A 13,309-nucleotide genomic window follows, 5' to 3' on the forward strand; every position below is an offset into this window, starting at 1 on the left:
GCATTCGGTGCTGCACTTGTTCAAGTGCCGCACCACCTGTGACTGCTGCTTGCGTAGCCTTTCCGGACAACCGGTGCAGCTACGCAAGACTGCGTCCAGCGGATATTCCGCGGTGAGACTTGCATGCAAGGCTCACGACGGGCCATACCGCCGTGGTTTCTTATTGTGTCTTAACGCTTCTTGCGGTTGGCGATGTGAATGGCGCCGCCATTCACTGCCAGAGCAGCTTCGTGCAAGGCTTCAGACAGGGTCGGATGGGAGAAAACCATCATGCCCAGGTCTTCAGCGCTGGTGCCGAATTCCATACCGATCGCGCCCTGCTGAACCAGTTCTGCAGCGCTCGGGCCAATCACGTGGACGCCCAATACGCGATCAGTCTTGGCATCGGCGATGACTTTGACGAAACCGCCGGTATCGTTGGCTGCCATGGCACGGCCACTGGCTGCGAACGGGAAGGTGCCAACGTTAACTTCAACGCCTTCAGCCTTCAAGGCCTGCTCGGTTTTACCCACCCACGCGATTTCCGGGTGAGTATAAATAACCGAAGGGATCAAATCATAGTTCATCTGGGCTTTGTGGCCCTTGATGCGCTCGACGACCATGATGCCCTCTTCCGAGGCCTTGTGTGCCAGCATCATGCCGCGAACCACGTCGCCGATGGCGTAGACGCCCGGTACGGTGGTGGCGCAGTGATCATCAACGTGCACGAAACCGCGCTCGTCCAGGGTCACGCCGCAATCAGCGGACAGCAGATCAGTGGTCACCGGACGGCGACCAACGGCTACGATCAGCTTGTCGAACGTGATGTTCTGTTCGCCGTTGGCATCGGTGTAGTTCACAACGACTTCGTCGCCGTTCACTTTGGAACCGGTCACGCGAGCGCCCAGCTTGATGTCCAGACCCTGTTTGGTCAGGGTTTTCAGCGCTTCCTTGGAAACGGCAGCGTCAGCGGCCATCAGGAAGGTGTCCAGCGCTTCAAGAACGGTCACTTCTGCGCCCAGACGGGACCAGACCGAACCCAGTTCCAGACCGATCACGCCAGCGCCGATCACGCCCAGACGCTTAGGTACGGACTGGAATTCCAGCGCGCCAGTCGAATCGACGATCACATTCTGGTCAACCGGAGCGGGTGGAATGTCGATCGGACGCGAACCTGGAGCCAGAATCACGTTCTCGGCTTCAATGATTTCTACCGAACCGTCAGGCTTGGTGACTTCGACTTTCTTGCCAGCCAGCAGTTTGCCGTGGCCCTGGATCGAGGTCACGCCGTTAGCCTTGAACAGGGTGGCAACACCCGAAGTCAGGCCTTTGACGATGTTGGCTTTACGGCCGACCATTGCTGGCACGTCCATGGTCACGCCAGCGTGGTTGATACCGTGGATCGCGAAGCCGTCTTGGGCTTCGTGGAACTTCCAGGAGCTGTCCAGCAGCGCCTTGGATGGAATGCAGCCGACGTTCAGGCAAGTACCGCCGAGGGCCAGTTTGCCCTCTTTGTCGGTGTACTTCTCGATGCAGGCGGTGGTGAGACCCAGCTGAGCTGCTTTGATGGCAGCTACGTAGCCGCCAGGGCCCGCGCCGATCACTACTACGTCAAATTTCTGCGACATTCAAAAAATCCTCTTTAGCGAAAAGCTTCAAGCCGCAAGCTACAAGCCAAACTGCCATTTCTTGCAGCTTGAAGCTTGCAGCTCGCGGCTGCTTCTATCAGATATCCAGCAACAAACGAGCCGGGTCTTCCAGCAGGTTCTTGATGGTAACCAGGAAGGTCACAGCTTCTTTGCCATCGATCAGACGGTGATCGTAGGACAGAGCCAGGTACATCATCGGACGGATAACGACCTGACCGTTGATCGCCATCGGACGCTGCAGAATGTTGTGCATGCCCAGGATAGCCGCTTGCGGCGGGTTGACGATCGGAGTCGACATCATCGAACCGAAGGTACCACCGTTGGTGATGGTGAACGTGCCGCCGGTCATTTCGTCCATCGACAGTTTGCCATCACGGGCTTTCTTGCCGAAGGTAGCGATGCCGCCTTCGATTTCAGCCAGGCTCATCAGTTCGGCGTTACGCAGAACCGGTACAACCAGACCACGGTCGCTGGAAACAGCAACACCAACGTCGGCGTAGCCGTGGTAAACGATGTCAGCACCGTCGATCGACGCGTTGACAGCCGGGAAGCGTTTCAGCGCTTCGGTGGCCGCTTTCACGAAGAACGACATGAAGCCCAGGCGTACGCCGTTGTGGGACTTCTCGAACAGGTCCTTGTACTTCGAACGCAGGGCCATGACTTCGGTCATGTCGACTTCGTTGAAAGTGGTCAGCATCGCCATGTTCGACTGAGCTTCTACCAGGCGCTTGGCCACGGTAGCGCGAACGCGGGTCATCGGAACGCGCTTCTCGATGCGGTCGCCAGCGGCGAACACAGGAGCAGCGGCAGCAGGTGCAGCAGCCTTGGCTGGCGCGGCAGCCGGAGCGGCTTTCTTGGCAGCAACCGCTGCAACCACGTCTTCCTTGGTCACACGACCGCCTTTGCCAGTACCGGCAACGGAAGCGATGTTGATGCCGTTTTCTTCAGCCAGCTTGCGAGCAGCCGGTGCAGCAACAGGATCGTCTTCGCCTTCAGCGGCTGGAGCAGCAGCTTGTGCAGCGGCCGGAGCAGCAGCGGCAGCCGGGGCAGCAGCAGCGCCGCCCGCTTCGATGGAGCCCAGGACCTCGTCGGACAGAACGGTGTCGCCTTCGTTCTTGACGATAGCGCCCAGTACGCCGTCAGCAGTCGCCAACACTTCCAGCACAACCTTGTCGGTTTCGATGTCGACGATCAGGTCGTCACGCTTTACAGCGTCGCCCGGCTTTTTGTGCCAGGTGGCAACGGTGCCATCGGCAACCGATTCCGGGAAGGTGGGGGCTTTGATTTCGATAGCCATTATCTGTGGGTCCTTAAATTCGGTTTCAGGTGCGCGAAGGCGTTAAACAGTAAAGGCGTCTTGCAGCAGTTTTTCCTGCTGCTCAGCGTGCATCGACGCATAACCACAAGCAGGTGCAGCAGAAGCCTCACGGCCCGCGTACTCGAGTACGAGAGACTTGTTGAGATTGCTGATGCTACGACGCAAGTGGTGTTGGCTGCAGTACCAGGCACCCTGGTTCATCGGCTCTTCCTGACACCAGACGGCATGTTTGGCGTTGGTGTAAGGAGCCAGGACTTCTTTCAAGTCGTCCTCAGGGAATGGGTACAGCTGCTCGATACGCACGATGGCGATGTCGTCACGACCTTCAGCACGGCGTTTTTCCAGCAGGTCGTAGTAGACCTTGCCGCTACACAGAACAATGCGCTCGACCTTGGACGGGTCCAGGGCGTCGATTTCCGGGATCACGGTCTGGAACGAACCTTCGGCCAGATCTTCCAGGGTCGAAATAGCCAGTTTGTGACGCAGCAGCGACTTCGGAGTCAGAACGATCAATGGCTTGCGCAGCGGGCGAATCACCTGACGGCGCAGCAAGTGGTAGATCTGAGCCGGCGTGGTCGGTACGGCTACCTGAATGTTGTGCTCGGCGCACAGTTGCAGGTAACGCTCCAGACGAGCCGACGAGTGCTCCGGACCCTGACCTTCATAACCGTGCGGCAGCAGCATGGTCAGACCGCAGAGACGGCCCCACTTGTGCTCGCCACTGGTGATGAACTGGTCGATAACCACCTGGGCACCGTTGGCGAAGTCGCCGAACTGGGCTTCCCAGATCACCAGCGCCTCAGGCGTGGTGGTCGAGTAACCGTATTCGAACGCCAGCACGGCTTCTTCGGACAGGAACGAATCGTACAGGTCGAAACGTGGCTGGCCCTTGTACAGGTTTTGCAGCGGGATGTAGGTGCCCGCGTCTTTCTGGTTGTGCAAGACAGCGTGACGGTGCGAGAACGTACCGCGACCGATGTCCTGACCCGTCATGCGAATCGGGTGACCTTCGAACGCCAGGGTCGCGTACGCCATGGTTTCGGCGTAACCCCAGTTGATCGGCAGGCCGCCGGCTTGCATTTTCTGACGGTCTTCGTAGATTTTCGAGACCTGGCGCTGAACCACGAAGCCTTCCGGAATTTCCAGCAGCTTGGCGGACAGTTCCTGCAAGGTTTTCAGATCGAAACGCGTGTCGTGACGCGCGGTCCAGGCGTGGCCCAGATACGGACGCCAGTCCACGAACAACTCTTTGTTCGGCTCTTTGACCAGGCTTTTTACCACGTGCAGACCGTTGTCCAGCGCGTTGCGGTATTCGTCGACTTTCGCCTGAACACGCTCAACGTCCAGCACGCCGGCCTGGGTCAGACGATCGGCATACAGCTCACGGGTGGTGCGCTGTTTGGTGATCTGCTGATACATGATTGGCTGGGTGCCACTTGGCTCGTCGGCCTCGTTGTGGCCACGACGACGGTAGCAGACCAGGTCGATCACCACGTCACGCTTGAATTGCATGCGGTAGTCGATGGCCAGCTGGGTCACGAACAATACGGCTTCCGGATCATCACCATTCACATGGAGGATCGGCGCCTGGATCATTTTCGCAACGTCGGTCGCGTACTCGGTGGAGCGCGAGTCCAGCGGGTTGCTGATGGTGAAACCCACCTGGTTGTTGATCACGATGTGAACAGTACCGCCGGTCTTGAAACCACGGGTCTGCGACATCTGGAAGGTTTCCATGACCACGCCCTGACCTGCGAATGCAGCGTCACCGTGGATGGAGATCGGCAGAACCTTCTCACCGGTAGGGTCGTTACGACGATCCTGACGGGCGCGAACCGAACCTTCAACCACCGGGGAAACGATTTCCAGGTGGGACGGGTTGAACGCCATGGCCAGGTGAACTTCACCGCCGGCGGTCATCACGTTGGACGAGAAGCCCTGGTGGTATTTAACGTCACCGGAACCCAGCTCGACCTTCTTCTTGCCTTCGAACTCGTCGAACAGCTCGCGCGGGTTCTTGCCGAAGGTGTTGACCAATACGTTCAGACGACCACGGTGGGCCATGCCGATGACGATTTCCTTGGTGCCGTAGGAACCGGAACGCTGGATCAACTCGTCGAGCATTGGAATCAGGCTCTCGCCGCCTTCCAGGCCGAAACGCTTGGTACCCGGGTATTTGGTGCCCAGGTATTTTTCCAGACCTTCGCCGGCGGTGACGCGCTCGAGCAAGTGGCTCTTGATGTCGGCGGAGTAAGTCGGACGGCCGCGTACGCTTTCCAGACGCTGCTGGAACCACTGGCGCTGCTCGGAATCGGTGATATGCGTAAATTCAGCGCCGATGGTGCGGCAATATGTCTGCTGCAACGCTTCGTGAATTTCGCGTAGGCTCGCCTCCTCTTTGCCGATGAACAGGTCGCCGGCACGGTAGGTCGTATCAAGATCGGCATTGGTCAAGCCGTAATGATTGATTGACAGGTCTGCAGGTGCAGGACGCTGCCACAGCCCCAGCGGATCAAGCTGGGCTGCCTGGTGGCCACGCATACGGTAGGCCTGGATCAATCGCAGCACTTCAACTTGCTTCTTCTCGTGCTCACTGCTCACGCTGCCGGCGGAAACCGGTTGTGCGCGGCGCTGGTTCTTTGCCAGCAAGACGAAATGATCGCGAATTGTGGAGTGCGAAACATCGGTGGCAGTGTTGCCGTCAGCCGGCAACTTCTGGAAGTAGGTGCGCCACTCTTCTGGCACAGCGTTAGGGTCGTGCAGGTAGAGCTCGTAGAGCTCTTCCACATAGGCAGCGTTACTACCGGATAGGTAGGCGCTGTTCCACATGCGCTGCATCACGCTTTCTTGCATGCTTGGTCACCCTCGGTTAGGGGAACACCACCGGCGTCGACACCGAGCAAACTTGCAGAAGTCCGAATGCAGCGACCAAAACAAGCCACTTAGGATCACGCTGATAGTCCGGGTACCAGCCCGGATGCCCCTGCTTGTCTCATTTCTTCAAAATAAGAGCCGCAGCTTTATGGGCTGCTGCTCAGGTTAAGACTACGGCGCCGGTTGAAGCCTGCGCCGTAGCATCTTCGGTACAACGGTCTTGCAGTTACAGCAGCTGAATCACACGCCGCTTTGCAGCAGCATGTTACGTACGTGACCGATGGCCTTAGTCGGGTTCAGGCCTTTCGGACAGACGTTGACGCAGTTCATGATCCCGCGGCAGCGGAATACGCTGAACGGGTCATCCAGCGAAGCCAGACGCTCGGCAGTCTTGGTGTCGCGGCTGTCGGCCAGGAAGCGATACGCTTGCAGCAGAGCAGCTGGACCCAGGAACTTGTCCGGGTTCCACCAGAAGGACGGGCAAGAAGTCGAGCAGCAAGCGCACAGGATGCACTCGTACAGACCGTCAAGCTTTTCACGCTCTTCTGGGGTCTGCAGACGTTCGATGGCCGGAGCCGGCGTGTCGTTCTGCAGGTATGGCTTAACCTTCTCGTATTGCTTGTAGAAGATGCTCATATCGACGACCAGGTCACGGATAACCGGCAAACCTGGCAGCGGACGAACGATCAGCTTGTTACCTTTTACGACAGAAGACAGCGGCGTGACGCAGGCCAGACCGTTTTTGCCGTTGATGTTCATGCCGTCGGAACCGCAAACACCTTCACGGCAAGAGCGACGATAGGAGAAACCTTCGTCCTGCTCTTTGATCAGGGCCAGCACGTCCAGCACCATCAGGTCTTTACCACCGGTATCGACCTGGAATTCCTGCATGAACGGCGCGGCGTCCTGATCAGGGTTGTAGCGATAAACACTGACTTGCAACATGGCGGCCACCCTTAATAAGTCCGAATCTTAGGTTCAAAAGTCGGAACAGTCTTCGGCGAGAAGTTCACAGCACGCTTGGTTACGCGCTTGTCACCCGGGAAGTACAGGGTGTGGCACAGCCAGTTTTCGTCGTCGCGGTCTTCGTAGTCTTCACGGGCGTGAGCGCCGCGGGACTCTTTGCGGATCTCTGCAGCGATGGCAGTAGCTTCGGCCACTTCCAGCAGGTTCTGCAGTTCCAGCGCTTCGATACGAGCGGTGTTGAACGCCTGGCTCTTGTCGTTGATCTTGACGTTGGCGATACGGCCACGCAGGTCAGCGAGCTGGGCGATACCCTTCTGCATGTATTCGCCGGTACGGAACACACCGAAGTAGTTCTGCATGCAGCTTTGCAGTTCTTTACGCAGGGTAGCGACGTCTTCACCTTCGGTACGCGAGTTCAGGCCATCGAGACGCGCCAGGGCTGCGTCGATGTCGGACTGGCGAGGGCGAGCGTAGTCGACGCCTTCTTTCAGGGTCTGCTCCAGGAACAGGCCGGCGGCACGACCGAATACCACCAGGTCGAGCAGCGAGTTGCCGCCCAGACGGTTGGCACCGTGAACCGATACGCACGCCACTTCGCCTACAGCGAACAGGCCAGGAATGATCTGGTCCTTGCCGTCAGCGTCTTGAGTGATTGCCTGGCCATGAATGTTGGTGGCCACGCCGCCCATCATATAGTGGCAGGTTGGAACGACCGGAATCGGCGCCACGGCTGGATCGACGTGGGCGAAGGTCTTGGACAGTTCCATGATGCCTGGCAGACGGCTGTGCAGAACTTCTTCACCGAGGTGATCGAGTTTCAGCATTACGTGGTCGCCATCCGGACCGCAACCGTTGCCGGCGATGATTTCTTTAACCATCGAACGGGCAACAACGTCACGACCTGCAAGGTCTTTGGCGTTCGGAGCATAACGCTCCATGAAACGCTCGCCGTGCTTGTTGATCAGGTAACCGCCTTCACCGCGGCAGCCTTCAGTCACCAGTACACCGGCGCCGGCGATGCCGGTTGGGTGGAACTGCCACATTTCGATGTCTTGTACCGGCACGCCAGCACGCAGAGCCATGCCAACGCCGTCACCGGTGTTGATCAGGGCGTTGGTGGTGGACGAGTAGATACGGCCTGCACCGCCAGTCGCCAGAACGGTGGCGTTAGCGCGGACGTAAGAGGTTTCGCCGGTTTCGATGCAGATGACGATCATGCCGACAAAGGCACCGTCTTCGTTCTTCACCAGGTCGACGCCGTAGTATTCGTTGAGGAATACGGTGCCGGCCTTCAGGTTGGCCTGGTACAGGGTGTGCAGCAGCGCGTGACCGGTACGGTCAGCAGCGGCGCACGTACGGGCAGCCTGACCACCTTTACCGAAGTCTTTCGACTGACCGCCGAACGGACGCTGATAGATGCGACCCTGTTCGGTACGGGAGAACGGCAGCCCCATGTGCTCGAGCTCGAACACCGCTTCCGGGCCTACGGAACACATGTATTCGATAGCGTCCTGGTCACCGATATAGTCGGAACCCTTGACGGTATCGTACATGTGCCAGCGCCAGTCATCGTTCGGATCTGCCGAGGCGATGGCGCAGGTGATGCCACCCTGGGCGGATACAGTGTGCGAACGAGTCGGGAAAACCTTGGTAACGACGGCAGTCTTGTGACCACCTTGTGCCAGCTGCAGCGCAGCGCGCATGCCAGCACCGCCGCCGCCAATGATGATGGCGTCGAACGAAAGCGTATTAACTGTAGTAGACATGAATCAGATACCCCAAAGAATCTGCACACCCCAGACGAAGTACGCGAACATCGCGACGCCGCATACTGCCTGGAAGAGGAAACGTATCGCAGTCGCGGACTTGCCGAACGCCATTGGCGTCAGGTAGTCGGTCGCGATGGTCCACATGCCGACCCAGGCGTGAGCGCCAAGGGCAACGAGGGCCAGGAGACTGAAAATACGCATCCAGTTGCTTGCGAACAGTTCATGCCATTGGGCGTAGCCGATGCCTGGATGGGCAACGACGTATCCGATCAGGAAAATGAAATAAGCCGCGAGAACGACCGCAGACACACGTTGTGCCATCCAGTCATAGAGGCCCGAACGCGACAGGTTCGTGACGTTAGTTACCATATCCAAACTCCTGCCAGAACGATTACCACCACGGAAACGGCGATAACGATTTTCGAGCCCAGTTTGCCGCCTTCAAGCGACTCGCCGATGCCCATATCCATGATCAAATGGCGCACACCGGCTACCAGGTGATACAGCAAGGCGGACAGGATTCCCCAAATCACTAGCTTGGCTAGCGGACTGGTCAGACACGCTTTCACCTGACCGAAGCCTTCCTCGGAGCTCAGCGACTTGTCCAATGCATAAAGCATGATGGCCAGGCTGACAAAGAGGATGACACCGGAGATTCGGTGAAGAATGGACGTGTAAGCAGTGACTGGGAGTTTGATGGTCCTTAGGTCTAGGTTTACAGGTCGTTGGCTATTCACGGCTTTTTTTCACACTGAAGAGCCCCTAACAATCAGGGCAAAGTTGTTGGGGAGTGCACTGGTCAGGTACCCACCACCCAGGGAGTGCGACCCCCAATAAAGCAGGCCCAAAAGCCCCTGGCGGTCGGAGGCCGAGTATAGACAGTTAGGCTACTAATGACAACGCGTTCACCTTCCCCTAATAGCTGATTGCACAAGTTGGATAAAAGGCGTAAACGGCAGTCAATTTCGAGGAAAAAGTCCGGTTAAAGCCTTCTGGAGCAAGACTTTAGGCAAATTGACATTCGAATTTATCTCACTATAGTGGTGCGGGCCCTGCGTGGGGGGTCTGTCTGATGATTTCAAGCATAAATAGGAGGCCACATGGCTGACAAAAAAGCGCAGTTGATCATCGAGGGCGCAGCCCCCGTCGAGCTGCCCATTTTAACCGGCACCGTTGGTCCCGATGTTATCGATGTTCGGGGCCTGACGGCCACGGGCCGTTTCACCTTTGACCCTGGTTTCATGTCGACAGCTTCCTGCGAGTCGAAGATCACCTATATCGACGGCGACAACGGCATTCTGTTGCACCGCGGCTACCCGATCGAACAGCTGGCTGAAAAGTCGGACTACCTGGAAACCTGCTATCTGCTGCTCAACGGCGAACTGCCGACCGCAGAACAGAAGGCCCAGTTCGTCAGCACCGTGAAGAACCACACCATGGTTCACGAGCAGCTGAAGACCTTCTTCAACGGCTTCCGTCGCGACGCCCACCCAATGGCCGTCATGTGCGGCGTAGTCGGCGCCCTCTCGGCCTTCTACCACGACTCCCTCGACATCAATAACCCGCAGCATCGCGAAATCTCCGCGATCCGCCTGGTTGCCAAGATGCCGACCCTGGCAGCGATGGTTTACAAGTACTCCATGGGTCAACCCATGATGTACCCGCGCAACGACCTGACGTACGCGGAAAACTTCCTGCACATGATGTTCAACACCCCGTGCGAGATCAAACCGATCAGCCCGGTGCTCGCCAAGGCCATGGACCGGATCTTCATCCTCCATGCCGACCACGAGCAAAACGCATCGACCTCTACCGTTCGTCTGGCCGGCTCTTCGGGTGCCAACCCGTTCGCCTGTATCGCCGCCGGCATCGCTGCACTGTGGGGCCCTGCCCACGGCGGTGCGAACGAAGCCGTTCTGACCATGCTCGATGAAATTGGCGATGTCTCGAACATCGACAAGTACATCGCCAAGGCCAAGGACAAGAACGATCCGTTCAAACTGATGGGCTTCGGTCACCGGGTTTACAAAAACCGCGATCCACGCGCTACCGTCATGAAGCAGACCTGCGACGAAGTGTTGAAGGAACTGGGCATCAAGAACGACAAGCAACTCGAACTGGCCATGCGCCTGGAAGAGATCGCCCTGACCGACCCGTACTTCATCGAACGCTCGCTGTACCCGAACGTCGACTTCTACTCGGGGATCATCCTCAAGGCGATCGGCATTCCAACCAGCATGTTCACCGTGATCTTCGCGCTGGCGCGGACTGTCGGCTGGATCTCCCACTGGAAAGAAATGCTCTCCAGCCCGTACAAGATTGGCCGCCCGCGCCAGCTGTACACCGGCTACGAGTCGCGTGACATCACCAAGCTGGAAGACCGCAAATAAGACCCGTCTTGCGATAACGTCTTAAGCTGCACCGGAAACGGCCTCTATTTATATAGAGGCCGTTTTTGTTTGTGCCTGCACTATCGCCATCGCGAGCAGGCTCACTCCTACAGGAGTTAGGTGTCGTACACACATCCCCTGTAGGAGCGAGCCTGCTCGCGAAGGTGTCAGCCCTGACACCACGCCTCCCAACCTGCGGACAAACAAAAATGCCCCGATCTCTCGACCGGGGCATTTCTGTTTAACGCAACTTACATAACCCAACCTGAAGCCTTAGTGGGAAACCGCCCCGCTCGACCCCAACCCTGTCTGCGAACGCACAAACTGAGGGAAGAACAGCGCGCGCTCGTTATCAGCCGCGGTCGACTTGTCAGTGATCGAGAAGAACCAGATCCCGACAAAGGCAATCGCCATTGAGAACAACGCCGGGTATTCATACGGGAAGATAGCCTTCTCGTGATGCAGGATCTGCACCCAGATGGTTGGCCCGAGCACCATCAAACCGACGGCACTCACCAGACCCAACCAGCCACCAATCATCGCACCGCGAGTGGTCAGCTTCTTCCAGTACATGGAAAGCAGCAGCACCGGGAAGTTGCAGCTCGCCGCGATGGAGAACGCCAGGCCCACCATGAACGCGATGTTCTGGCTTTCGAACAGAATGCCCAGGCCAATCGCCAACACGCCCAGGGCGATGGTGGTGATCTTCGAAACGCGGATTTCATCCTTGTCGTTAGCCTTGCCCTTCTTGATCACACTGGCGTACAGGTCGTGAGACACCGCCGTAGCACCTGCCAGCGTCAGGCCAGCCACGACCGCCAGGATGGTTGCAAACGCGACCGCCGAGATGAAGCCCAGGAAAATACTGCCACCCACCGCGTTCGCCAGGTGCACCGCCGCCATGTTGTTGCCGCCCAACAGCGCGCCCGCCGCATCTTTGAAGACCGGGTTGGTGCTGACCAGCAGGATCGCGCCGAAGCCGATGATGAAGGTCAGGATGTAGAAGTAACCAATGAAGCCGGTTGCATACAGCACGCTCTTGCGCGCTTCTTTTGCGTCACTCACGGTGAAGAAGCGCATCAGAATGTGCGGCAGGCCAGCGGTACCGAACATCAATGCCAGGCCCAGGGAGAACGCCGAGATCGGGTCTTTCACCAGACCGCCGGGGCTCATGATCGCCTCACCTTTAGGGTGAACCTTGATCGCCTCGGAAAACAGCATGTTGAAGTCGAAGTTGACGTGCTTCATCACCATCAGCGCCATGAACGAGGCACCGGACAGCAACAGCACAGCCTTGATGATCTGCACCCAGGTGGTCGCCAGCATGCCGCCGAACAACACATACATGCACATCAGGATACCGACCAGGATCACCGCAACGTAGTAGTCGAGACCGAACAGCAGCTGGATCAGCTTGCCGGCACCGACCATTTGCGCAATCAGGTAGAACGCCACCACCACCAGCGAACCACACGCGGACAGCGTGCGGATTTGGGTTTGCCCAAGGCGGTAGGACGCCACGTCGGCAAAGGTGTATTTGCCCAGGTTGCGCAGGCGTTCGGCGATCAGGAACAGAATGATCGGCCAGCCCACCAGGAAGCCGATCGAGTAGATCAGGCCATCGTAGCCGGAGGTGAACACCAGGGCGGAAATACCCAGGAAGGACGCCGCGGACATGTAGTCACCGGCAATCGCCAGACCGTTCTGGAAACCGGTGATCTTGCCGCCCGCCGCATAGTAGTCAGCGGCCGAGTTGTTGCGCTTGGAAGCCCAATAAGTGATGCACAGGGTCAAGCCGACAAACGCCACGAACATCAGGATCGCGGAAACGTTGAGCGGTTGTTTGTGCACTTCACCCGTCAGGGCTTCAGCCGCCCACGCACCCGGCGCAAACGCCGCAATGCTCAATAGAGCCATCAGACGCCGGATCATTGCTGAGCCTCCTTGAGAATCGCATTGTTCAGGTCGTCGAATTCGCCATTGGCGCGTCGTACGTAGATTGCAGTCAGGATAAAGGCCGAGAGAATCAGCCCGACACCAATCGGTATCCCCCAGGTAATCGAAGACTCAGGGCCGATTTTCGCCCCCAGCACATGCGGCCCGTAAGCAATCAAAAGAATGAATCCGGAGTAAAGCCCAAGCATGATCGCCGAAAGAATCCAGGCGAACTTTTCTCGCTTGCTAACCAGCTCCTTGAAGCGCGGGCTGTTTTGAATCGAGAGGTAAATGCTGTCGTTCATTGTTTTTATCCTCGCAGCACAGATTAAAGTTGGAACGTTATCCACTCTATGCGGCTGCGGAACAGGTTCCAGACGACCTTAGTATTAGAACGACATGACAGAATCGCCATTTTCCAGCAGACAC

10 protein-coding genes are annotated in these 13,309 nt (G+C 57.8%); 1 reads left to right on the plus strand and 9 read right to left on the minus strand.

The features are described 5' to 3' along the window. Positions 1 to 170 precede the first annotated feature (170 nt). From lpdA to sdhC, 7 genes are all read right to left on the minus strand, one after another. Positions 171 to 1,607: a dihydrolipoyl dehydrogenase gene (lpdA, locus tag AB4N43_RS08365; protein ID WP_027922417.1), complete on the minus strand. Its 1,437-nt coding sequence runs from the start codon at positions 1,605 to 1,607 to the stop codon at positions 171 to 173. 97 nt (positions 1,608 to 1,704) lie between these two features. Beyond that, positions 1,705 to 2,925 (minus strand): 2-oxoglutarate dehydrogenase complex dihydrolipoyllysine-residue succinyltransferase, encoded by a 1,221-nt coding sequence (gene odhB / locus AB4N43_RS08370; protein ID WP_010456848.1) that lies wholly within the window; start codon positions 2,923 to 2,925, stop codon positions 1,705 to 1,707. A 42-nt stretch (positions 2,926 to 2,967) separates the two neighbouring features. Then, positions 2,968 to 5,799: a 2-oxoglutarate dehydrogenase E1 component gene (locus AB4N43_RS08375; protein WP_027922416.1), complete on the minus strand. Its 2,832-nt coding sequence runs from the start codon at positions 5,797 to 5,799 to the stop codon at positions 2,968 to 2,970. A gap of 261 nt (positions 5,800 to 6,060) precedes the next feature. Continuing rightward, positions 6,061 to 6,765, minus strand: coding sequence for a succinate dehydrogenase iron-sulfur subunit (locus AB4N43_RS08380; protein ID WP_010456852.1), 705 nt, complete (start codon positions 6,763 to 6,765; stop codon positions 6,061 to 6,063). Positions 6,766 to 6,776: 11 nt separating this feature from the next. Next, positions 6,777 to 8,552: a succinate dehydrogenase flavoprotein subunit gene (gene sdhA, locus AB4N43_RS08385; protein ID WP_027922415.1), complete on the minus strand. Its 1,776-nt coding sequence runs from the start codon at positions 8,550 to 8,552 to the stop codon at positions 6,777 to 6,779. Positions 8,553 to 8,555: 3 nt separating this feature from the next. After that, positions 8,556 to 8,924: a succinate dehydrogenase, hydrophobic membrane anchor protein gene (gene sdhD / locus AB4N43_RS08390; RefSeq protein ID WP_027922414.1), complete on the minus strand. Its 369-nt coding sequence runs from the start codon at positions 8,922 to 8,924 to the stop codon at positions 8,556 to 8,558. Continuing rightward, a complete protein-coding gene (sdhC, locus tag AB4N43_RS08395) occupies positions 8,918 to 9,292 on the minus strand; it encodes a succinate dehydrogenase, cytochrome b556 subunit (protein ID WP_027922413.1) in 375 nt (124 codons plus the stop codon). The genes sdhD and sdhC overlap by 7 nt, the downstream gene beginning before the upstream one ends. Before the next feature lie 363 nt (positions 9,293 to 9,655). On the opposite strand from sdhC, the gene gltA reads away from it, so the two are divergent. Beyond that, positions 9,656 to 10,945 carry a citrate synthase gene (gene gltA, locus AB4N43_RS08400; protein ID WP_007945132.1) on the plus strand — a complete coding sequence of 430 codons (1,290 nt, stop codon included), beginning with the start codon at positions 9,656 to 9,658 and terminating at the stop codon, positions 10,943 to 10,945. Between the two features lie 273 nt (positions 10,946 to 11,218). On the opposite strand, the gene AB4N43_RS08405 is transcribed toward gltA, so the two are convergent. Then, positions 11,219 to 12,877 carry a cation acetate symporter gene (locus AB4N43_RS08405; RefSeq protein ID WP_059181365.1) on the minus strand — a complete coding sequence of 553 codons (1,659 nt, stop codon included), beginning with the start codon at positions 12,875 to 12,877 and terminating at the stop codon, positions 11,219 to 11,221. Further along, entirely contained in the window at positions 12,874 to 13,185 is a 312-nt protein-coding gene (locus AB4N43_RS08410) for a DUF485 domain-containing protein (RefSeq protein WP_027922411.1), read from the minus strand. The genes AB4N43_RS08405 and AB4N43_RS08410 overlap by 4 nt, the downstream gene beginning before the upstream one ends. Between the last annotated feature and the right edge of the window lie 124 nt (positions 13,186 to 13,309).

This window comes from Pseudomonas sp. S2_B07, from assembly GCF_054668435.1.